Raw genomic sequence first — 22,688 nt, forward strand, 5'->3', positions numbered from 1 at the left:
GGCGTCAAGTGTGCCTCGGTCACCCACCCTTGGCGCGCGCTTGGACACAATGGGTCAGCGGAACCCATGGGTGCCGGGAGCGAGCAGGGGAGGGCGTGAGAGTGACGGTGACGAGTCGGGAGCGACTGCTGACCACGCTGGCCGGGCGGCTGGCCCGTGTCGACCAACAGGCCGACGAGACACTGCTGTTCGGACCGGAGGCCGACACCGAACTGGCGGCGTTGCTGCGCGGCTGCGACCTCGGCACCGACATGGAGGCGCGGTACGTGGCCGGTTGGCTGTACTGGTACCGCTGCGCCTCGCTCGGTGAGGGGCGCGGCGCGGAGGAGGGCAGTTGCGCCGGGACGCTGCTGTTTCCCCTCTGGGTACGTGACCGGGGCGCCGTGCCACCGGAGTTGGCGGTGCTCTGGGCCGCGCTGCCCCCGGAGTCCTTGCCGGACCCGGCGAGTGCGGACGGGCCCGACGAGTGGACCTTGGTGTGCGAGGCCGCCACGGCCGCCGGGCAGGGCCGCCAACTGCCGGGCAAGCCCCCGGAGATGGCGAAGATGTTCGAACTGTCCGGCAGCACCCCCGAGATCATGCGCGCGCAGGCGATCGGCGCGGGACGGCTCGCCGTGCTCGCCACCGGTGACGACGATCCGCAACGCGCCAATCGCGTATACCTGTTGGCCGAGGCGGTGGCCGCGGCGGCCCGCGCCGAGAACGACGAGGAACTGCGACAGGAGTCGGTCCGCCTCGCCGACGAGGCGTTACGGCTCCAGCGCGACGCCGTGCGGCGCACCCCGGCCGGCTCCCCCGACCGTCTGCCACGGCTGAGCGATCACGGGCTGTCGCTGGTCCAGCGCTACGAGCGGACGTCCGATCCGGAGGACCTGGACGAGGCGATCGGCATCGCCCGCGACGTCCTGGCCCAGACGGACGAGCGGGACGCCTATCTCGCCCGGTATCAGAGCATCCTGGCGCGGGCGCTGGGCCTGGGGCTCGACCGGTCGGGCGGTGCGGTCGAGGAGTTCGACGAGGTGATCGAGCTGTACCGGCGGGCGGCGCCGGGCGACCCGAACGGGCCGGGCGCGGGGCTGGTGAATCTCGGCGGCGCGCTCTGCAAGCGGTACGAGGTGACGGGGGCGCTGTCCGACCTGGAGGAGGCGATCGTCGTGCTGTCCCGGTCGCGCCGGGAGGTGTGGGCCGAGCCGCGCGAGCGGTCGCGGGCGGACGAACAGCTTGCGCTCGCCCTGCGCTCGCGGTACGCGCGCCTCGACGACGTGCGGGACCTGGAGCAGGCCCGGCGCCTGCTGGGCGGCGATGAGTTGCCTCAGGCCCCGGGTGGGACCACCGGCTCCGGCGAGACCACCGGCTCCGGCGAGTCGAGCGGCGAGACCACCGGCCGCGCGCTCCAGCGGTTGGTCAACTCCGCCCTGGAACTGCGCGGGCGGTACGAACGGGGCCAGGGGGATCCGGACGATCTCCGTACGGCGACGGCGAAGCTGCGCGAGGCGCTCGCGATGGTCCCCGCCGGTCACGCGGCACGGCCGGGCGTACTCAACAACCTGGGCAGCGTCCTCGTATCCAGCCACCAACAGACCTCAGACCTCGGCGAGTTGACCGAAGCCGTCGACGCGCTGCGCGAGTCCGTGCGCGAGACACCCGCCGGACACCACCAACTGGGCGGACGGCTGATCAATCTCAGTGGTGCCCTGATGCTCCGTCACAACCGGCTACAGGATTCGGCGGATCTCGACGAGTCGCTGGAGTGCCGTCGGCGCGCCACGACGCTCCCCGGCACGTCACCCGTGAGGCGTGCCGCCATCCTGTCCGCGACCGGCGGGGCTCTGATCCGTACCGCCGACCGGACGAGGGACCCGGCCACCGCCGATCAGGCGGTGGAGCACATCAGGGCGGCGCTGGAGCTGACGGACGCGACCGATCCGCTCCTGCCGCAACGGCAGTTGGCGCTCTCCATCACCCTTCTGCGGCGCTTCGACTTCACCCTCCGGCGGCGCGATGTGCGGGAGGCCCGGACGCTGGTGGACACGGTGCTCGCCGCGTGGCCCGAGGGATCTCCCCGGCGGGCGAACGCCCTCATGGTGGCCGCCGCCGTCCAGTCGGCCTCGTTGCGCACCGCCCTGTCGTCGAACGCGCGCGATCGAGTGGTCCAACTGCTTCGCGAGGCGGTCGATATCAGCCCGCCCGATCACCCGAACCTCACCGCCCGGTTGTTCTTGCTCGGTACGGCCTTGCTCGACCGGTACGAGCGCACACGCGCGGAGGACGATCTCAAGCAGGCCGCCGGGGTGCTCCGCGAGGCGGCGCTCGAACCGCAGTGCCCGCCGTCCGAACGGCTGGAGGCGGCCTGGCTGTGGGCCCGCGCCGGACAGGACCTCGGACGGCCGGATATCGCGCTCAAGGGGTATGTCGCCGCCGTCGACCTGATGCCGGTCCTGTCGCCCCGCCATCTCCTCCGTGACGACCAGGAGTTGCGGCTCACCGAGACGGCGGGGCTCGGCGCGGAGGCCGCGGCCTGCGCGGTCCGGTGCGGCGAACCGGGGCTCGCGGTACGGCTGTTGGATCAGGCGCGCGGGGTGCTGCTGGCGCAGGCCTTCGACGCGAACAGCGACCTGACGGAACTGGCACGCAGAGCACCGGAGTTGGCGTCCCGGCTGGTCCGGCTGCGGGACGGGCTCGACCAGTCGACGGGCGACCTGGAGCCGGACGGCCAGGAGGAACGAGACGAGTCGGCGAACACTGAGGGTCCTCTGTCGGCACCCGCCAGCGACCGACGGCAGCGGCTCACGGCCCAGTGGGACGAACTGACCGCCCGAATCCGCGCCGAGCACCCCGAGTTGCGCCTCTTCCGGTCCGTACGCGACTGGGACGACGCCGAGTTGTACGCGACCGCAGCGCACGGCCCCGTCGTGCTGGTGCATGTGCCACGCGCCGACAGCGGCGGTGGCGCCGAACCCCCGCCCGGCGGTGCGCTCGTCGTGACCGCGCGGTCCGTCGAGGCCGTACCGCTGCCCCTGCTCACCGCACCGGCCGTCACCGAGCACACCGAACGCTTCCACGGTGCGCTCGCCCGCCTGAACGCACCGGGGACGGCGCGCGCGGAGGCGCTGCGCGCCCAGGGTGAGGTGCGGTCCACTCTCGACTGGCTCTGGTCGGCCGTCACCGGCCCCGTACTCGACCGGCTGGGCCTCGGCGTCCAGCAGGAGGGCGAGGCGCTGCCGCGGATCTGGTGGTCGCCGGGCGGGCTGCTCGGCACGCTGCCCCTGCACGCCGCGGCGCCGGAAGGCACCGGGCCCGGCGCCCTGGACCGGGTGGTGTCCTCGTACGCCCCCACGCTCCGTACGCTCCACCACGCCCGCACCCGCGTCCCGGCCCGCATCCCCTCGCGCGCCTACGCGCGGCCGGCCGCCGGTACGCGCGACGGGGCGGGCTCCCGCAGGGACGACTCCGTGCTGATCGTCGCGGTTCCGGAGGCGGCCGGACAACCCGCGCTGTACGGGGCCCGCGAGGAGGCCAGGTGGCTGGCGGAACGGCTGCCGTACGCCACGGTCCTCGCCGACGCCGCGGCGACCCGCGCGGCGGTCGAGGCCGGCCTGCGCGACCATGCGCACGCGCACTTCGCCTGCCACGCCGTCAGCGACCCGCTGCGCCCCTCGGCCGGCCGGCTGGTGCTGCACGGCCCGGCCGACGCGTCGCCCACGATCCGCGACCTCGCCCGGCTGCGTCTGCCCGGCGCGCGCCTGGCCTACCTGTCGGCGTGCGACACGATGCGTATCAGCGCCGAACTCGCGGACGAGTCCGTCCACATCGCGAGCGCCTTCCAGATGGCGGGCTTCCCGCATGTCGTCGGCTCGCTCTGGCAGGTGGACGACACGGTCGGCGCGAGGGTCGCCCGCCGGGTGTACGAGCAGTTGCACACCGGCGCCGACGGTGCCGCGCTCGCCACCGACGGCACGGCCCGCGCCCTGCACCGCGCGATCTCCGAGGTCCGCGCCGACTACCCCCGTACCCCCAGCCTCTGGGCCTGCCAGGTCCACGCGGGACCTTAGGGGGTGTCGGCGAGCGACTTCAGGCGGGCCGCCGCGTCCGCCAGCACCTCCGGGCGCTTGCAGAACGCGAACCGCACGAAGGGCGCGCCTTGGTCCGCAGGCCGTCGCGCAGCTCGTCGAAGTAGCTGTCCGGCAGCCGCAGCGCCTCGGCGACGGCGTACTGGAAGGGCCCCGACGAGGCATACGTCAGGGACTGCATCGCCGTCCTGACCGCAGTTAAGTTCATGTAACACCTAAATCCGTGGACTGTTGCCACGCCCGACCGGCCCCTAGGGTCGGCGAAGATCATGATCTTCGAACAAAGGTACGGCATTGTCGGTATCACGAAGGACACTCCTCAGGCGCAGCGGCAAGGCGGCGGCGGGGGCCGGGGCCCTGTGGCTGGGCGACCGGTTGACGCAGGGTGCCCCCGAGGCGTTCGCGGCGGACGCGGCGCAGGGCGCGGCGGAGGCGGCCCCTCGGCGGATCGCCGTCAGCGGGGCGACCAACGCCTGCGCCGCTCTCTCCCCTGACGGCCGGACCGTGGTGCTGGACCTGCTGAACATGCTGTGGACGGTCCCGGCCGGGGGCGGTGAGGCGACCCGGCTGACCGGCGTCGAGCAGGAAGCCACCGAGCCGGACTACTCGCCGGACGGCCGTCACCTGGTCTACCAGTCCTACACCGACGGCAATTTCCACCTCTGGATCGCCCGCGCGGACGGTTCGGGGGCGCGCCGGCTGACCGAGGGCGCCGTCGACCATCGCGAGCCGCGCTTCTCACCCGACGGCAAACGGATCGCCTACGCGGCCGAGGCCGGGGGCCGTTACGCGATCCACGTCCTCGACCTCGCCGACGGTGCGACGAAGGTCTGGGCGCCGAGCACGGACGTCACCGCCCAGGAGGCACAGCCCTACTGGCACCCGGACGGGACCGCGATCGTCTTCACCAGCGGCAAGGGCGACAGCCCGCAGAGCGTGGTACGGGCCGACGCCGACGGCGGGCGCACCACGCTCGTCACCGTCACCAAGGGCCGGGTGGCCGGTCCGTCGCTCTCGCCGGACGGCAGCCGTCTGGCATACGTCCACCTCACCTCGTCGGGCACGTTCCTCGTGGTCGACGGGAAGACGGTCTCCGACGACGGCGAGGACGTGTTCCCGTTCGCGCCCCGCTGGCCCTCCGACGACGAGGTGTTCTACACGGCCGACGGCGCGGTGCGCCGCCGCGAGGCAGGTGGCGGAAAGGCGGCGGACGTCCCCTTCACCGCCCACCTCACCGTGCCCCGCGTAGCGGAGCGCCCCGCCACCCGTGACTTCGACTCCATAGCGTCCCGGCAGGTCAGGGGCATCCTCAGCCCGTCCCTCTCGCCCGACGGCCGCAAGATCGCCTTCGGCGCGCTCGGCGACATCTGGATCGGCCGCATCGGCTCCACGCCCAAGGCCGTGGTGTCCGACGGGAACCTCAACGCCGACCCCGCCTGGCACCCGGACGGCTCCGCCCTGGTGTACGCGAGCGACCGGGGCGGCAGCGCGGTCGACCTGTGGATCCACGACGTCGAAACCGGTGCGAACCGCCGGCTGACCGACCTTCGGAGCACGGTGTCCGGAGCGGTCTTCAGCCCGGACGGCACGAGCGTGGCGTTCGGCCTGGAGGCGGGCACGCTGCACACCGTCGACGTGGCCTCCGGCGCCGTACGCAAGGTGGCCGGGCCTCTCAACTCGCCCGGCAGGCCCACCTTCTCCGCCGACGGCGGCACCCTCTCGTGCGCCGCGCTGGTGCCCGTCACCCCCCGTTACCGGGAGGGCGTCAACCGGATCCTGACCGTCGACCTCACCACCGGCGAGGCGCACTACGACGAGCCCGTGCCGGGGAAGTCCCTCACCAACCGCGTCGACGCCGGGCCCGTCCACTCACCCGACGGCAAGCACACCGCGTACATCGTCGGCGGCACCCTGCACGTCAGCGCCGTGGACTCCGCCGGACGCCCCACAGGGGCCGCCCGGCAGCTGAACGACGAGAGTGCCGACTGCCCCAGCTGGAGCGCCGACTCCACTTCGCTGCTCTACCTCTCCGAAGGGACTCTGCGCCGCGCCGACGCGCGCACCGGCAGCGCCAAAACCGTACCCGTGAAGCTGAGCTGGCGCCGGAGCAAGCCCACCGGCCGCACCGTGGTACAGGTGGGCGCGCTGTGGGACGGCACGAGCGGGGAGCTGCGGCGCGATGTGGACGTTGTCATCAAGGACAACCGCGTCGAGCAGGTGGCCGGGCGCGGCGCGGTCCGCGGGGACCGCACCGTGGACGCGCGCGGCCTGACGGCGATGCCCGGCCTGATCGCCGTCCATGAGCACGGCCCCTGGCAGCGGGCCGACACCATGAGGCTGTGGCTGTCCTTCGGCGTCACCGCGCTGCGTTCACCCGGCACCGGTCACTACGGGGCGGTCGAGGCCAAGGAGGCCGTCGACTCCGGCCGCCGTACCGGCCCGCGCGTCTTCGCGGCCGGCGATCTGATCGACGGCTCCCGCGTGTACTACTCGTCCGGCCGTCCGGTGACCGACGAGGAGGAGCTGGAGCGGGAGCTGGCCAAGGCCAAGGCGCTCGGCCATGACCTGGTCAAGACCTACGTGCGGCTGCCGTACGCCCTCCAGCGCGCCGCCGTCGCGGCGGGCCACCGGCTCGGGCTGCGCTCCACCTCGCACTATCTGTTCGGGCCGCTGACCTTCGGCGCCGACGGCACCGAGCACCTCGGCGGTACCAGCCGCTACGGCCGCCGCCAGAAGGAGACCCATCTCGGGCACGCGTACCAGGACATGACCGAGCCGCTCATCGCCTCCGGCATGGCCTTCACTCCGACCTTCGGCCTGTCCGGCGCGGGTCTGCCCGCGACCCGGGCGGCGCTGTACCGGTACGCGCGGTGGGCTCTCGGGGACAAGCGGCTGACCTCGCTGATGACGGAGGCGGAGTACGCGGAGTTCCGTACCGGGGTGGAGGACGCCCAGGCCGAGGAGCCGACCGATCTGCTGGCCTTCGTCGCCCGGCACGGAGCGACGGTGCGCAAGCTGCTGGAGGGCGGGGCGCACGTCGGGGTGGGCACCGACAGCCCGCTGGTGCCGCCGGGCGTCTACTACCACCTGAACCTCCAGTCGATGGTGCGGTACGGCGCCACCCCCCTCCAGGCGCTGCGCTCCGCGACCGTCGAGGGCGCGCGGGTGCTGGGCCTGAGCGCCCACATGGGCACGATCGAGCCGGGCAAGCTCGCCGATCTGGTGCTGGTGGAGGGCGACCCGCTGCGGGACATCACGGCCGCCGCGGCGGTGCGGCGGGTGGTGCTCGGGGGCGTGGTGCATTCGGTGGACGACCTGACGGAGGAGCGGCAGGCGCCGGCATCCGCCACTTCCGCCCGCACCGCCTCCGCCGGCGCGGCCTCGGCGCAGGCCGCGTCCGTACGCACCGAACCCGCCTCGGTCGACGACGTACCCCAGGGGCCGGCCCAGGAGCGGTATTGGTGGCACCGGGAGGAGCACGCCGACCACAGCTGCTGCTGACACCCGTACGGTCCGGCGGACGTGAAGTAGTCCATCGATCGAGGGCGCGTGCCCGTCTGACCGGGAAACCGGAGAAAGCCGAACACCAGGGTCTGCCGCCCGTAGCGGCGGCAGACCCTCGTCCGGGGGCGACGAGGCCCTGAGGTCAGTCGGCCAGGCGGCGCAGCCGACCAGCAGCCTCGTGGAGGACATCGTCCTTCTTGCAGAAAGTGAAGCGGACCTGGCTGCGGCCCGCGTCGGGATCGTCGTAGAACACGGAGTTGGGGATGGCGACGACGCCGCAGCGTTCGGGGAGGGCGCGGCAGAAGGCGTAGGCGTCCTTCTCCCCGAAGGGCGTGATGTCGGTGGTGATGAAGTACGTGCCCCGGGGCTGGTAGACCTCGAACCCGGCTGCCCGCAGGCCGTCGCCGAGCAGGTCGCGCTTGCGGCGGAGGTCGCTGCGGAAGTTGTCGAAGTAGGAGTCCGGCAGCCGCAGAGCTTCGGCGATCGCGTACTGGAACGGGCCGGCGCTGACGTACGTCAGGTACTGCTTTGCCGTCCGGACGGCGGAGACGAGCGGGCCGTTCGCTGTGACCCAGCCGACCTTCCAGCCCGTGAACGAGAAGGTTTTCCCGCTCGACGAGATGGTGACCGTGCGCTCGCGCATGCCGGGGAAAGTCGCGATCGGCAGATGCTCGCCGTCGAAGACCAGGTGCTCGTACACCTCGTCGGTGACGACCAGCAGATTCCGCTCGACGGCGAGCGCGGCCACGGCCGCCAGTTCCTCGCGGGTGAGGACCGTGCCGGTCGGGTTGTGCGGGGTGTTGAGGAGGATCAGCCGGGTGCGCGGGGTGACGGCGTCGCGCAGCTCGTCCAGGTCGAGGTGGTACGCGCCGTCGCGGGGCCGCAGCGTGACGGGGACGCGGGTGCCGCCCGCCAGGGCGATGGAGGCGGCGTACGAGTCGTAGTACGGCTCCAGGGCGATGACCTCGTCGCCGGGCTCGACGAGGGCGAGCAGCGACGCCGCGATCGCCTCGGTGGCGCCCGCCGTGACGAGGACCTCGGTGTCGGGGTCGTACGCCAGGCCGTACCGCTTCATCTGGTGGTCGGCGATCGCGGTGCGCAGCTCGGGGATGCCGGGGCCGGGCGGGTACTGGTTGCCGCGGCCGTCGCGCAGCGCGCGTACCGCCGCCTCCCTGACCGCCTCGGGGCCGTCGGTGTCGGGGAAGCCCTGGCCCAGGTTGATCGCGCCGGTCCGGACGGCCAGCGCCGACATCTCGGCGAAGATCGTCGTCCCGAATTCCGCGAGGCGTCGGTTGAGCAGGGGGCGGCGGCGGGCCGGGTCGTCGCCGGCGGCGGGTGCCGGGGGATTCGTGGCGGTCATGGCGGCCATCCTGCGCCGAAGCTCTGGACTTGCTCAAGTGTGCTTTGGGCGCGTCGGGTGGCGGGCATCCCCCAGTCATAAAAGAAGACGGCACAAAGCCGAACACTGGCGAAGCGGTCACGTCGCAGCTGGATGGGGCGGGGGCCTCGCTTCGGGGGAACAGGAAGACGGTGAGGACGATGAGCATTGTGGGGCTGGCCTTCGGGCTTCTCGCAGTGATGGTTGTTGTCGGGGGACTGGTCGCGATGGGGGCCAGTTCGAGGCGTCGGCGCGCGCGGAACCGTGGCATCCGGCTTTCCGGCAGCCGCCGGTCCGCAGCCGCCGGCAGTGGCAGCGGTGGCAGCGGTGGCAGCGGTGGCAGCGGTGGCGGTGGTGACAGCGGGAGCTGGTGGGGCGGGGGAGACAGCGGGGGCGGCTCGTCCTGCGGCGGAGGTTCGTCCTCCTGCGGCGGTGGCGGCGGGGGATGCGGCGGCGGAGGCAGCTGACACGGGGCAGCTGGTCCGTGGTCATGGAAGGTGCCCGGCGGGATGAACTCCCGCCGGGCACCCTCATGTTGACCACATCGTGAGCCAATGAGCGATTTTCTGTTGAACAGTTGAACAGCTGTGCCCCCCAGGGGATGGAAACCCCGCCAAGTTGGGTAAAAACGCTGTGAGCGCCCCTTACTTCGTGATTCTCTCGCTGTTGAGATTTCCAGCCCCCGGACTTTGGGCCTCGAACCTCGGACCTTCGCGCGGAGCCGAGTAGACGATCTCCTACTGCCGTCAGTCCTCAGCTCTCAGCTCTCAGCTTTCACATCTTCGTTCTCAATTCTCAGCTCACTGCCCGCAGTTGTCCGTTCTCAGTTCTCAGTTCCCCGTTCTCCTGGTTCATCTGCCGGGACGTCACCCGGTCCACTTTGCCAAGCGTGTTTGCGGAGCCGACCCATGCTCAGAACCCTCAATACCGCCTACACCGACACCCGTGCCGCCGATCTGGCCTGGGAGTTGGGGCGAGAGCCGCTGCCCGCCCTCGCGGTCCTCGATCTCGAACTCACGGGCGCCAAAGTCCAGATGAGACTTCTCGGCGCCTCCCACCAGGTGCTTCTTGAGGAAGCGCAGGGCAGTTGCTCCGAGACGGTGGCCTGCATCCCCGGCAGCAGCACACCGCTGCCGCTCGGTGTCGCCGAGCGCGTGGGGGAGTGGGAGTACGAATTCGCCGCGCGCGTAGAGACGTTGTCGCACGGCTCGTTCGCGGGGCGCGCGCAGGAACTGCTCGCCCTCGTCGCCGACCATCCCAACGGGCTCGCGGGCACGTTCCCCGGCGAACCGCACGCGTTCACGGCGATGCTCGTGCGGCGGCAGGAGGGACAGGTGTCCTGGCGCACCTGGCACGCGTATCCCCAGGAGGGGGCGCTGGTCGTGACCCGGACGCGGGTGGGGGTACGGGTGCCGGTCGTGCTGTAGAGCGGGCCGGCAGGTCCGGGGACCGGTGTGTCAGGCGCGTGGGCATCGCGGGAATCGGTCAAGTGGGCGGGCCTGAAGGCCGGTTACCACCCTTGTGGGTGACAAGCCGCACGGACGTCGTGACGTAGCGTTACTGGAATGATCGACCAGTCTGTGGTCGCGCCGCCGGACAGCGCGGCGCGGCTGCCCGTCCGACCGAGCGCGGGGCGCTTCCTGATCCTCGCCGTGGTCTTCGTGTGCGCCGCGTGCGGACTGGTGTACGAGCTGGAGCTGGTCGCGCTCGCGTCGTATCTGATCGGGGACTCCGTCACGCAGGCGTCGGTGATCCTGTCTTTGATGGTCTTCGCGATGGGCCTCGGCTCGCTGCTCGCGAAGCGGCTGCGCTGCCGGGCGGCCGTCGGATTCGGGTTGGTGGAGGCCGCTCTCGCGATGATCGGGGGCTGCTCGGCGCTGGTGCTGTACGCGACATTCGCCTGGATGGGCGAGTCGCGGTACGCGCTGATCGGCTTCTCGCTCTCCATCGGGATCCTCATCGGCGCGGAGATCCCGCTGCTGATGACGCTCATCCAGCGCGTATCCCGGCAGGACGCGGGCGGGACGGTCGCGGACCTCTTCGCCGCGGACTACGTGGGCGCGCTGGTCGGCGGCCTCGCGTTCCCGTTCCTGCTGCTGCCGTGGTTCGGGCAGCTGACGGGCGCGCTGCTGACCGGCGCGGTCAACGTGGTGGCGGGCGGCGCCCTCGTGCTCTGGGTCTTCGGACGCGACCTGACGGGCCGCGAGCGCGGACTGCTGCTCCTGGTGAACGTGCTGGTGCTCGCGGTGCTCGGCACCGCCGCCGTCACGGTGGACGACTTCGAGCGGGCCGCGCGGCGGGCGGTGTACGGGGACGGGGTGCGGGTCGCGGTCCAGACCGACGTCCAGGAGGTCGTCCTCACGGGCGGGCGCGAGGGGCCGCTGGACCTGTATCTGGACGGGCGGTTGCGGGTCAGCGAGCGCGACGAGTTCCGGTACCACGAGGCGCTGGTGCATCCCGCGATGCGCGGACGGCACGCGCGGGTGCTGATCCTGGGCGGCGGCGACGGGCTCGCGGCCCGCGAGGTCCTGCGCTATCCGGACGTCCGTTCGGTCACGCTCGTCGAGCTGGACCCCGGCGTCTCCCGCCTGGCCCGCACGGACCCCGCGCTGGCGGGGCTGAACGGGCACGTGTACGACGACCCGCGATTCCGGGTGGAGCACGCGGACGCGTTCGCGTGGCTGCGCGGGTGGGGGGCGGGGAGCCGTACGTCCCCGGCCGGGCCGGAGCCGTACGACGTGATCATCTCGGACCTGCCGAACCCCGGCATCACCCCGAGCACCAAGCTCTACTCGGAGGAGTTCTACGGGCTCGCCAAGCGCGTACTCGACAAGGGAGGGCGGCTGGCCGTGCACGCCGGGCCGCCGTCGGCCCGGCCGCGTACGTACTGGACGGTGGACGCGACCCTGCGGGCGGCCGGCTTCGGTACGAGTCCGTACAGCGCGTCGGGGCGGATGTCCGGCTTCCGGGCGGGCCCGGACCGGGTGCACGACGGGAGGAGCGAGCCGGTGGACTGGGGTTTCGTCCTGGCCGCCGCCGACGGCCCACCACGGGTCGGACTCTCCCCGGATGCGCCCCCGCTGCGCTCGCTGGCCGAGCGGGTGCTCGAAGCGGGCGTCCTCGGGGCGGAACGCACCCGGTTGCGCGATCTGCCGCCGTCGACGCTGGTGCATCCGAGGTACGCGGGCTGATGGGTCCGGTTGTGCGCGGAGGGGCGCCTGAGGCGGCGGGGCTGAGTAGGCTCGGATCCCATGGAGCATGAGGTGTTCATTCCGGTTCCGGCTGAGACCCTCCGCGAGGCGCTGCGGGACCACGCCCGCGTCGCGCGCTGCGTCCCCGGACTCCAGCAGGACGCGGACGCGTCGGCACGCCCTCTCTCGGGCCGCCTGAAGGTCCGCGTGGGCGGCCACACGATCACGTACCGGGGCGCGCTGACGCTCACGGAGCGGGCGGGTGGCTTCACGGCGAAGGGCGAGGGCGCGGAGGTACGCGGTCCGGGCTCCGTCAAGGTGAACGTCCGCGTCAGACTCACGGAGACGGCCGGGGGCACGACGGTCGCCTTCACGGCGACAACGACCCCGACGCCGAACGGCCGCCTGTCGGACGTCGCCGCGACGACGTCGGAGTCGACGGCCCGCAGACTGCTGGACCGCTTCGCCGCGGCGCTCGCGAAGCCGGTTGGCGCCGCCGGACCGGGCCATGACCCCAGCCCCGCGGGGCCGCCCAACGGCGGGGCGGCGGAGAGCAGTGGCTCCAACCCGGCTGCGGGCGGTGGCCCGTCCTCCGGCCCGGACTCGTCCCGGCCCGATGCCCGGTCGGGCGACCAAGACGTAACGGCCTCGGACGCGGCACCCGGTGACGGACCGTCAGAGAGCCCACGTGCTGACCGCGCTTCGGGCCGTGGCCCGGACGACGCCCGGTCGGACCGGGACGGGACGGCGTCCGACGCCGACCGCGCCAGTGACTCACCCGGCGCTGACAGCGCCGACCACAACGACGCCCCCGACGCCGACCCGGACACCGTCTCCGACAGCGACGACCTTCCCGAGCCCCCGCCCTCCGAACTCGACGCCTCCGTCGAGTTCGGGGTCACCTCCTCCGGGGACGGGGACTTTCTCGTGCCCCTGGAGCCGCCCGCCGAGGCCGCGCATGCGCGGCGGACCATGATCGGGCGCAGCGCCGAGGAGGTCGATCACGCGCCTCCCCGCGGGCGTTACGCGCCCGAACAGGCCCCCGACACCGGGGGCGCCGGTGCCGCGTTGCGGTGGGTGGCGCCCGCCGCCGCGCTCGCCATCGCCGGGGCCGTCGTCGTGGGGCGCGCGCTGAGGCGCAGGCGTTGAGCCGTGCGCCGGATCGCGCCGGTTAGGGTCATGGCGTGAGTACGGACACGGACCAGAAGCGCGAGATCCGACTGGCGGCCGACGACGCCGAGTTGACCATCCATCCGGCGAACGGCTGCCGCGTCGCGAGCCTGCGCGTCGGCGGTACGGAACTGCTGCGGCAGGGCGACCGCTACGGTTGCTTCCCAATGGTGCCCTGGTGCGGGCGGACAGCGGAGGGGCGGTTCCGGAACGGTGGCGTCGTCCACCAACTGCCCCTCAACTCCCCGCCGCACGCCATCCACGGCACCGGCCGCGACACCTCCTGGCGCACGGCCCGCAAGGGCGACAGCGAGGCGGCGTTCACGTACGAGCTGGCCGACCCCTGGCCGTACACCGGCCGGGTCACGCAGCTGTTCGACCTCACCGGCGACTCCCTGACGCTGACGCTGGGCGTCGAGACGTACGACGACTCGTTCCCCGCGCAGGTCGGCTGGCACCCGTGGTTCCTGCGCCACCTCGACGGCGGTACGGCCGACGAGGAGGCCGTACGTCTCGACTTCTCGCCCGAGTGGCAGGAGGAGCGCGGTGCGGACCATCTGCCGACGGGGCGCCGCGTCGAGCCGAGCCCCGGCCCGTGGGACGACTGCTTCGGGATGCCCGACGGCGTCGACGCGACGCTGACCTGGCCGGGACGTCTCGAACTGCGGGTGACGAGCACCGCCGCATGGGCGGTCGTCTACGACGAGCAGGCCGAGGCGGTCTGTGTGGAGCCGCAGTCCGGCCCGCCGAACGGGCTCAACAGCGCGCCGCGACTCGTCACCCCCATCGACCCGCTGGAGATCCGGGCGACCTGGAGCTGGCGCCGGCTCTGAAGGTTGTCCACAGGCCCTGAGGGGCCTCCGCACCCGGCCCGTAAGCTCAGGGTCATGACTGACGTACGCGCTGAGCTGCTCCAGCAGATCAAGGACAAGGCCGTCGTGCACGGCAAAGTGACCCTCTCGTCCGGTATCGAGGCCGACTGGTACATCGATCTGCGCCGCATCACGCTGGACGGGCAGGCCGCGCCGCTGGTCGGGCAGGTCATGCTCGACACCGCCGCGACCGCCGGTCTCGACTACGACTGCGTGGGCGGGCTGACCCTCGGCGCGGACCCCGTCGCGACGTCGATGCTGCACGCGTCCGCGACACGCGGGGAGCGCCTGGACGCGTTCGTCGTACGCAAGCAGGGCAAGGCCCACGGCATGCAGCGGCGCATCGAGGGCACGGACGTGAAGGGCCGCCGCTGCCTGGTCGTGGAGGACGTGTCGACGACCGGGGGGTCGCCGCTGACCGCGGTCGAGGCGGTGCGTGAGGCCGGCGGCGAGGTCGTCGCCGTCGCGGTCATCGTCGACCGCGGCGCCGCGGCGGCCGTCGAGGCGGCGGGGCTCCGGTACGTCAGCGCGTACACCCTGGGAGACCTCGGCCTGGCCTGAGCCTCACCGCAGGGAAAACGATCTGGAAGGATGAGGGCGACAATGACGTCGCCCCCAGGTCAGGGACAAAGCACCTCACACCCGCACATCACAAGGAGCGGCCCGATGCCCATCGCAACCCCCGAGGTCTACGCCGAGATGCTCGACCGGGCGAAGGCAGGCAAGTTCGCCTACCCGGCCATCAACGTGACCTCGTCCCAGACTCTGCACGCCGCGCTGCGCGGCTTCGCGGAGGCCGAGAGCGACGGCATCATCCAGATGTCCACCGGTGGTGCGGAGTTCCTCGGCGGTCAGTACAACAAGGACATGGTGACGGGTGCGGTCGCGCTCGCCGAGTTCGCGCACATCGTGGCCGCGAAGTACGACGTCACCGTCGCGCTGCACACCGACCACTGCCCGAAGGACAAGCTGGACACCTACGTGCGTCCGCTCCTGGACGTCTCGGCCGAGCGCGTCAAGGCCGGCCGTGACCCGCTCTTCCAGTCGCACATGTGGGACGGCTCCGCCGAGACCCTTGCCGACAACCTCGCCATCGGCGAGGAGCTGCTCGCGAAGGCCGCCGCCGCGAAGATCATCCTTGAGGTCGAGATCACCCCGACCGGCGGCGAGGAGGACGGTGTCTCGCACGAGATCAACGACTCCCTCTACACGACCGTCGACGACGCGCTGCGCACCGCCGAGGCGCTGGGCCTGGGCGACAAGGGCCGCTACCTGCTGGCCGCCTCCTTCGGCAACGTGCACGGCGTCTACAAGCCGGGCAACGTCGTGCTCCGTCCCGAGCTGCTGAAGGACCTCCAGGAGGGCGTCGCGAACAAGTACGGCAAGCCCGCCAGCCAGCCCTTCGACTTCGTCTTCCACGGCGGCTCCGGCTCCTCCGCCGAGGAGATCGCGACGGCGCTGGAGAACGGTGTCGTGAAGATGAACCTCGACACCGACACCCAGTACGCCTTCACGCGGCCGGTCGCCGACCACATGTTCCGCAACTACGACGGTGTGCTGAAGGTCGACGGCGAGGTCGGCTCCAAGAAGACGTACGACCCGCGCACCTGGGGCAAGCTGGCCGAGGCGGGCATGGCGAAGCGCGTGACCGAGGCGTGCGCGGCGCTGCGCTCCACGGGCACGAAGCTCAAGTAACCAATGGCCTTAGGTCCTGTCCGGCGGATCTTCCCGGACCCGCGAAGATCCGCCGGACAGGGCCGGCTCACCGCGTGGCCGGTCGGCTCGCCACGTGGTCGCGGGGCTCGCCACGCGGCGACTCGGCGGGGATGATCCCCCTATGGACATCAGGCTGGGTACGGCCTCCGGCCGGTGGATCGTGCTGACGACGGTGCTCGGCTCCACCATGGCGCTGCTCGACTCGACCGTCGTCAACGTCGCTCTGCCGCACATCGGGGACGATCTCCACGCGACTCTGGCCGACCTCCAGTGGACGGTCAACGCGTACATGCTCACGCTCGCCGGGCTGATCCTGCTCGGCGGGTCGCTCGGGGACCGGTACGGGCGGCGGCGGGTCTTCGTGGTGGGCATCGTGTGGTTCGCGCTCGGGTCGCTGCTCTGCGGGGTCGCGCCCACCGCCGAGGTGCTGATCCTCGCGCGGGCCCTTCAGGGGGTGGGCGGGGCGCTGCTGGTGCCCGGGTCGCTGGCGCTGATCCAGGCCAGCTTCCATCCGGACGACCGCGCGAAGGCGGTGGGACTGTGGTCGGGGCTCGGGGGTGTCGGGGCGGCCGTCGGGCCGTTCCTGGGCGGGTTTCTGGTGGACGGGCCCGGTTGGCGGTGGGTGTTCCTGCTGAACGTGCCGCTGGCCGCGATCTGTGTGCCGGTGGCGCTGCGGCACGTACCGGAGTCGCGGGATCCGGCGGCGCACGGCCGGTTCGACGTGCTCGGTGCGGTGCTGGGCGCGGTGGCGCTGGGGCTGGTGACGTACGCGCTGATCGCGAAGGCTTGGTGGGCGGGGGCCGCGGGTGTGCTGGTGGGCGTGGGGTTCGTGATGCTGGAGCGGCGGCGGCCCGATCCGATGCTGCCGCCGTCGATCTTCGCCTCGCGGCTGTTCACGTCGGTCAATCTGGTGACGCTGTGCGTGTACGCGGCGTTCGGCGGGTTCTTCTTCCTGACGGCCTTGCAGCTCCAGGTCGTGGCGGGCTACTCGGCGCTCGGCGCCGGGACGGCGCTGCTGCCGACGACCGTGCTGATGCTGCTGTTCTCCGCCAGGTCGGGCGAGCTGGGCGCGAAGATCGGCCCACGCATTCCGCTGACGGTGGGGCCGCTGCTGTGCGCCTGCGGGCTGCTGCTGATGCTGCGCGTGGGCGGTGGGGCGGACGCGTCGTACGTACGGGACGTACTGCCCGCGCTGGTGGTCATGGGGCTCGGCATGGTGACGCTGGTCGCGCCGTTGACGGCGACGGTCCTGGCGTCCGTCGACAGCTCGCGGGCCGGGCTGGCGAGCGGCATCAACAACGCGGCGGCGCGTGCCGCCGGTCTGCTGGCGGTGGCCGCGCTGCCGCTGCTGGCGGGCGCAGGGCCGGAGGTGTACCGCTCGCCCTCGCAGTTCGACGCGGCGTTCGACCGGGCCATGCCCATGTGCGCGGGGGTGCTGGTGGTGGCGTCGCTGATCGCCTTCACGCTGGTGCGTACTCCGCAGGCGGCCGACAAGACCGCCGAGGCCGAGCCCAGCCTGCCCGAGTGCAAGGTGAACTGCGGGCTCTCGGCCCCGCCGCTGGAGCAGCCGGCCACGGCGCGCAAGGGGTTCGGTGAAGGCGCCGGAGGGGGCGCGTACACGGCGGACGCGTGAGGCGCGGACGGGGGCGCGATTGCCCGTGGCAAACCCGCACCACTGCCACGGAATCCGGCGCGACCTGGGACACTCGGAAGTATGGCCATCCACAAAGACCTTCTCGGGGGACCGCCCCCCACGCATCTGCCCGACGACCCCGAGCCGCGCGCGCTGCTCGCGAACGGGACGGCGCCCGCCGACGTCGCGGCGAAGTATCCGACCTCGTCGCTCGCCTGGGCCCAGCTCGCCGACGACGCGTTCGAGAACGGCCGGGTCGTCGAGTCGTACGCGTACGCCCGTACCGGCTACCACCGCGGCCTCGACTCCCTGCGCCGCAGCGGCTGGAAGGGGCACGGCCCGGTGCCGTGGGAGCACGAGCCGAACCGTGGCTTCCTGCGCGCCCTGCACGCCCTGGCCCGGTCCGCGCAGGCGATCGGCGAGGTCGAGGAGTACGAGCGCTGCTCCGTCTTCCTGCGGGACTCCTCGGCGGTGGCGGCCGACACCCTCGGCTGAGTCCGCGTAACCGACGACGCCGCAGGTCCGTGGCCGTCCGAAAGGTTATGGACCTGCGGTGTTCGGTGGTTACCATCGCACACGCCATCGAATCCGGTACGAGGCCCCGGCACCCTCTCCCCGACTCCGGTCGAAGCAGGGGAGTAGTCCGTCGTGGGCAAGCGTGTCCCGGCCCGTCGCCGTCCGTATGCGCGCGCCGCGCTCGTCGGCGTGTGTGCGACCGCCGTCTTCGTCGGCGGAGGTGTGGCCCTGGCGAACTGGTCCAAGGGCGACCCCGCAGGCGCACCCACGGCCGACGCGGAGGCCCGCGAGGCGCCGACACCGAGCGCCGAGGTGTCGCCCCCGAGCCCCGGCCCGAGCGTCACCCCTACCCCCAGCCGCACCTCCACCCCCACCCCCACCCCCAGCGCCTCCGCCGAGTCACCGCGCACCATCCCCGTCCCCGCCGACGGCCCCGGCACCTTCACCACCGCCAGGTCCGGCGGATCGCCCGTCGGCTCCGGGGACACCGTGCGCCGCTACCGGGTCCAGGTCGAGAACGGCATCGAGCTGTCCGAGCGGCAGGCCGCCGTCGAGATCGAGACAATCCTGGCGCACCCGCGGGGCTGGACGGCCGACGGCCGTAACTCCTTCCAGCTCGTCGGCTCCGGACCGTCCGACTTCGACGTCAAGATAGCGACGCCCGGCACGGTCGACCGGATATGCGGCGCCGCCGGCCTGCTCACGCGCGGCGAGGTGAACTGCACCGTCGGCCGCACCGTCGTGGTGAATCTCAAGCGCTGGGTGCGCGGGTCCGAGCAGTTCGACGGCCCGGTCACGGAGTACCGCGCGCTGATCATCAATCACGAGGTCGGCCACCGTCTCGGCCGGGGCCATGCCACCTGCGGCGGCGAGGGCCGACCCGCGCCGGCGATGATGCAGCAGATCAAGGGTCTCCAGGGCTGCCGTGCGAATGCATGGCCGTACGCCGAGGACGGGACGTACATCACAGGTCCGGCGGTGCCGTGAAGTGGGGATTATGATGCGATCAGGGGACCGGAGCTCCGATGCCGATGGGAAGGGGCGGACCGCTACCCGGTAGCCATATCGAGGAGACAGAGATGTCGCGATACCCCGATGCCTCCGGAGCCGGTTCGGATGCCCCGAACCTCGACTTCGCGGGTACGACCCCGTACGAGGACTACGTCCAGGCGGACGTCCTCACCCATCTTCAGCACCCGGTGTCCGACGATCCGGGCGAGATGGTCTTCCTGGTGACCACCCAGGTGATGGAGCTGTGGTTCACCGTCATCGTCCATGAGTGGGAGACCGCGTCGCGCGCGCTGCGCGAGGACCGGGTGCCGGTCGCGGTCGACGCGCTGAAGCGCTCGGTGCGCGAGTTCGAGGCGCTGAACGCGTCGTGGACGCCGCTCGCCCAGCTGACACCCGCGCAGTTCAACTCCTACCGCAGTGCGCTCGGTGACGGCTCCGGCTTCCAGTCGGCGATGTACCGGCGGATGGAGTTCCTGCTCGGCGAGAAGTCGGCGTCCATGCTCGTACCGCACCGGGGCGCGCCGCGTGTGCACGCGGAGCTGGAGAAGGCGCTTCAGGAGCCGAGCCTGTACGACGAGGTGCTGAGCCTGCTGTCCCGGCGCGGGCTGCCGGTGCCGGCGGGGGTGCTGAACCGGGACTTCACACAGAAGTACGAGCCGTCGGCGGCGGTCGAGGGGATCTGGGCCGGGGTGTACGCGGAGCCCGACCAGAACGGTGAAATCATCAGGCTGGGCGAGGCGTTGACGGATGTCGCCGAGCTGGTGTGGCGCTGGCGCAACGACCATCTCGTCGCCACGCGGCGCGCGATGGGGTCCAAGACGGGGACGGGTGGCTCCGCCGGGGTCGCGTGGCTGGAGAAGCGGGCGCAGAAGAACGTGTTCCCGGAGCTGTGGACGGCGCGCAGCCATGTCTGATCTCTCCGAGGCACTGTCGATGACGGCCGAGGCGGCGAAGCTCGACGCGGCCGACGAGCTGGCCGCGCACCGCGAGCTGTTCGCGCTCGACGACGACTCCGTCTACCTGGACGGCAACTCGCTCGGCGCGCTTCCCCGCCACGTACCCGAGCGCGTCCAGGACGTCGTCACCCGGCAGTGGGGCGAGCTGCGCATCCGCTCCTGGACCGAGGGCGGCTGGTGGACCGCGCCGGAGCGGATCGGTGACCGGATCGCACCGCTGGTCGGCGCGGCGCCCGGCCGGGTGGTGGTCGGTGACTCCACAAGTGTCAACGTCTTCAAGGCGGTTGTGGCGGCGGCCCGGCTGGCGGGGGAGGGCCGCGACGAACTCCTCGTGGACGCCGAGACGTTCCCCACGGACGGGTACATCGCCCAGTCGGCCGCACGCATGACCGGCCTGCGGCTGGTACCGGTGGCTCCCGCGGATGTGCGGGACGCCGCCGGGCCGCGTACGGCCGCCGCGCTCGTCAACCACGTCGACTTCCGTACGGGCCGGCTTCACGACCTGCCCGGCATCACGGCGGCGCTGCACGAAGCGGGGGCCCTGGCGATCTGGGACGTGTGCCACAGCGCGGGTGCGCTGCCGGTCGGGCTGGACGAGCACGGGGTCGACCTGGCGGTCGGCTGCACGTACAAGTACCTGAACGGCGGGCCGGGTTCACCCGCTTTTCTGTACGTCTCCGAGCGCCACCAGGCGGCCTTCGACTCGCCGCTGCCGGGCTGGACCTCGCATGTGGACCCGTTCGGGATGACGCCCGACTACGCGGCGGCGGACGGCGCGACGCGCGGCCGGGTCGGCACGCCGGACATCCTCTCCATGCTGGCCCTGGAGGCGGCGCTCGACGTGTGGGAGGGCGTCTCGCTGGACGTCCTGCGGGCGAAGAGCCTGGCGCTGACGGACTTCTTCCTGCGCTGCGTGGAGGCGTACGCGCCCGCGGGCCGGGTCACTTCGCTGACGCCGGTGGCGCACGCGGAGCGCGGCAGCCAGGTGGCGCTGCGCTGCGCGGAGGCGCCCGCGGTGATGGCGGAACTGATCAACCGCGGCGTGATCGGCGACCTGCGCCGCCCGGACGTACTTCGGTTCGGCTTCACACCGCTCTACGTGGGCTTCCGCGACGCGGAGCGGGCCGCGCGGGTGCTGGGGGAAGTCCTGGCGAAGATCCCGGCGGGTGGACCGGCGGATGTTCCGGGGCCTGCTAGGGGCTCGCTCTCCTGAGCGTGCTCGCCCCGGGCCGGGGGGCCGCCTGTCGGTCCCCCGGCCCGGGGTCAGGAGCGTGTGGGCTGTCCCAGGCGGCGGCCGACGGCCCGGCCCAGTTCGGTGAGTTCGTCGGTGTCGGGCCGGACACCCAACTGGTCCGCGAGGTCGGTGAGATGCAGGTCCACGGCGGCTTCGACGAGGGACGCGAGGACGGCCGCGGCGCCCCGGGCCCGTGCCACGGCGGTGACGAGCACAGCGGCACCGATCAGCGCGGCGGGCCACCACAACACGGCCAGCGCGGCGTAGAGCACACCCCAGCCGGCCAGCCGGGCGGCGGAGTCGTACGCCGCGCGGGCGCCGGACAGGTCGGCGCGCAGGGGGTCGGGCAGCACCGCCCACAGCCGGGGCCAGGCCAGGTCCAGGTCCAGGGCGTAGCGGGAGCGCAGGCGGACGGCGACCGCGTGGAGGGCATCCCCGATCCGGGTGGGGCGATGTGGTTCCCGCTCTGTCCGCAGACGTAGGGCGCGTTCGGCGCGTGCCCGCCGGGCCGTCGCCAGGACCGGGTCCGGCGGCTCGGTGAGATCGGCTGTGACAGCGTCGGCGACGGCCCGCCGGGCGCGCTCCGAGTACCACCTCTGCCACCACCGTAGGCGCCACCGCAGCAGCCACGCGAGCGCCGGACCCGACCCGTCCGCACCCCACAGCCGCTGGTGCAGGGCGCCCAGCCCGCCGGCCGCCAGACCCGCGGCACCGGCGGTGAGCAGGGCGGCGGCCACGGCCAGCAGGATGGCGGCGGGGCTGTCCCCGGCCCGGTGCGTGGCGATCTCGTCGAGCCAGGTGTGCAGCCGTGCCGCGTCGAACGGGTGTGACTGGCCGAGCCGCGCGGCGACGACGAGAATCGCGACCCAGAGCATCCCGGACAGGACGACCGTCTGCAGCCATCGGTCCGCGATCCAGGTGCCGATGCCGGCGAGCAGTCCGGGCATCAGGGGGCCGGGTAAGCCCGCAGCGGCTCGCCGCCCGCGGCGCAGGTCGGCGCAGAGGCGACGGTGTCACCGCTGTTGTCGCCGGTTTCGGGGAGAACCACCCGTCCGCAGTTGCCCCACGGGCAGACCCAGGCCCGCGCCACCCGCTCGTCCGCCGGCAGGCCGAATCCCAGGGGCAGCCGTGCGTTGCCGAACTCGCGCACATCGAGTGCGGACAGGCCGTGCCGGACGCAGGCGTCCTCGATGGTGTCCAGCAGCTCCTTCTCGCGGGCTCCCCCGGCCGTCGCCGCTCCGCTCCGGACCAGTTCGAGCAGTTCACGCAGCTGCGGTCCCGCTCCGGCGGTGTCGATCTCCGCCGCCATCGACCCGTGCCGGGTGAGCTGGTCGCACAGCACGCCCAGCCTGTTCCGCGCGCCGTTCCGCGACCTCGCCAATCCCGCCACCTCCACGGTGCCCCGGTTGTGCGCCAACTGGCCTGATTTCATGCTGA

16 protein-coding genes and 1 pseudogene are annotated in these 22,688 nt (G+C 72.5%); 13 read left to right on the top strand and 4 right to left on the bottom strand.

Annotated features, from left to right (window positions below):
- The first annotated feature begins 101 nt into the window (after window positions 1-101).
- Window positions 102-4,052 carry a CHAT domain-containing protein gene (locus ACIBLA_RS06730; RefSeq protein ID WP_399197979.1) on the top strand — a complete coding sequence of 1,317 codons (3,951 nt, stop codon included), beginning with the start codon at window positions 102-104 and terminating at the stop codon, window positions 4,050-4,052.
- On the opposite strand, the pseudogene ACIBLA_RS06735 reads toward ACIBLA_RS06730, so the two are convergent.
- Window positions 4,049-4,272 (bottom strand): annotated as a pseudogene (locus ACIBLA_RS06735) (aminotransferase); the annotation flags it as partial. The gene ACIBLA_RS06730 and the pseudogene ACIBLA_RS06735 overlap by 4 nt on opposite strands.
- 92 nt (window positions 4,273-4,364) lie before the next feature.
- Between ACIBLA_RS06735 and ACIBLA_RS06740 the strand changes: the two are divergent.
- Window positions 4,365-7,571 carry an amidohydrolase family protein gene (locus ACIBLA_RS06740; protein WP_399197980.1) on the top strand — a complete coding sequence of 1,069 codons (3,207 nt, stop codon included), beginning with the start codon at window positions 4,365-4,367 and terminating at the stop codon, window positions 7,569-7,571.
- A 145-nt stretch (window positions 7,572-7,716) separates the two neighbouring features.
- On the opposite strand, the gene ACIBLA_RS06745 is transcribed toward ACIBLA_RS06740, so the two are convergent.
- Window positions 7,717-8,934 carry a pyridoxal phosphate-dependent aminotransferase gene (locus ACIBLA_RS06745; protein WP_363240371.1) on the bottom strand — a complete coding sequence of 406 codons (1,218 nt, stop codon included), beginning with the start codon at window positions 8,932-8,934 and terminating at the stop codon, window positions 7,717-7,719.
- A gap of 926 nt (window positions 8,935-9,860) precedes the next feature.
- Here ACIBLA_RS06745 and ACIBLA_RS06750 point away from each other — a divergent pair.
- From ACIBLA_RS06750 to kynU, 11 genes are all read left to right on the top strand, one after another.
- Complete coding sequence (locus ACIBLA_RS06750; protein ID WP_399197981.1) at window positions 9,861-10,379, top strand: DUF2617 family protein; 519 nt, start codon at window positions 9,861-9,863, stop codon at window positions 10,377-10,379.
- A 138-nt stretch (window positions 10,380-10,517) separates the two neighbouring features.
- Entirely contained in the window at window positions 10,518-12,143 is a 1,626-nt protein-coding gene (locus ACIBLA_RS06755) for a polyamine aminopropyltransferase (protein ID WP_363240369.1), read from the top strand.
- Between the two features lie 60 nt (window positions 12,144-12,203).
- A complete protein-coding gene (locus ACIBLA_RS06760; protein WP_399197982.1) occupies window positions 12,204-13,292 on the top strand; it encodes an SRPBCC family protein in 1,089 nt (362 codons plus the stop codon).
- Between the two features lie 35 nt (window positions 13,293-13,327).
- The gene (locus ACIBLA_RS06765) at window positions 13,328-14,146 is read left to right on the top strand and encodes an aldose 1-epimerase (protein WP_363240367.1); all 819 of its coding nucleotides are present in this window, start codon (window positions 13,328-13,330) and stop codon (window positions 14,144-14,146) included.
- Between the two features lie 54 nt (window positions 14,147-14,200).
- Window positions 14,201-14,746 (top strand): orotate phosphoribosyltransferase, encoded by a 546-nt coding sequence (gene pyrE, locus ACIBLA_RS06770; RefSeq protein WP_399197983.1) that lies wholly within the window; start codon window positions 14,201-14,203, stop codon window positions 14,744-14,746.
- 105 nt (window positions 14,747-14,851) lie between these two features.
- Window positions 14,852-15,880 carry a class II fructose-bisphosphate aldolase gene (gene fbaA, locus ACIBLA_RS06775; protein WP_363240365.1) on the top strand — a complete coding sequence of 343 codons (1,029 nt, stop codon included), beginning with the start codon at window positions 14,852-14,854 and terminating at the stop codon, window positions 15,878-15,880.
- A gap of 142 nt (window positions 15,881-16,022) precedes the next feature.
- Window positions 16,023-17,534: an MFS transporter gene (locus tag ACIBLA_RS06780; RefSeq protein WP_363240364.1), complete on the top strand. Its 1,512-nt coding sequence runs from the start codon at window positions 16,023-16,025 to the stop codon at window positions 17,532-17,534.
- 81 nt (window positions 17,535-17,615) lie between these two features.
- Window positions 17,616-18,029 (top strand): DUF3151 domain-containing protein, encoded by a 414-nt coding sequence (locus ACIBLA_RS06785; protein ID WP_363240363.1) that lies wholly within the window; start codon window positions 17,616-17,618, stop codon window positions 18,027-18,029.
- A gap of 153 nt (window positions 18,030-18,182) precedes the next feature.
- The gene (locus ACIBLA_RS06790) at window positions 18,183-19,037 is read left to right on the top strand and encodes a DUF3152 domain-containing protein (protein ID WP_399197984.1); all 855 of its coding nucleotides are present in this window, start codon (window positions 18,183-18,185) and stop codon (window positions 19,035-19,037) included.
- A 92-nt stretch (window positions 19,038-19,129) separates the two neighbouring features.
- The gene (locus tag ACIBLA_RS06795) at window positions 19,130-19,975 is read left to right on the top strand and encodes a tryptophan 2,3-dioxygenase (RefSeq protein WP_399197985.1); all 846 of its coding nucleotides are present in this window, start codon (window positions 19,130-19,132) and stop codon (window positions 19,973-19,975) included.
- Window positions 19,968-21,230: a kynureninase gene (gene kynU / locus ACIBLA_RS06800; RefSeq protein WP_399197986.1), complete on the top strand. Its 1,263-nt coding sequence runs from the start codon at window positions 19,968-19,970 to the stop codon at window positions 21,228-21,230. Before ACIBLA_RS06795 ends, kynU begins: the two co-directional genes overlap by 8 nt.
- Before the next feature lie 50 nt (window positions 21,231-21,280).
- Here kynU and ACIBLA_RS06805 read toward each other — a convergent pair whose 3' ends face one another.
- On the bottom strand, window positions 21,281-22,198 hold the full coding sequence (locus ACIBLA_RS06805; RefSeq protein WP_363240358.1) for a hypothetical protein: 918 nt from the start codon (window positions 22,196-22,198) through the stop codon (window positions 21,281-21,283).
- A complete protein-coding gene (locus ACIBLA_RS06810; RefSeq protein WP_399197987.1) occupies window positions 22,198-22,632 on the bottom strand; it encodes a hypothetical protein in 435 nt (144 codons plus the stop codon). Before ACIBLA_RS06810 ends, ACIBLA_RS06805 begins: the two co-directional genes overlap by 1 nt.
- Window positions 22,633-22,688: the final 56 nt, after the last annotated feature.

Source organism: Streptomyces sp. NPDC050433 (assembly GCF_044458565.1).
Classification (GTDB): Bacteria; Actinomycetota; Actinomycetes; order Streptomycetales; family Streptomycetaceae; genus Streptomyces.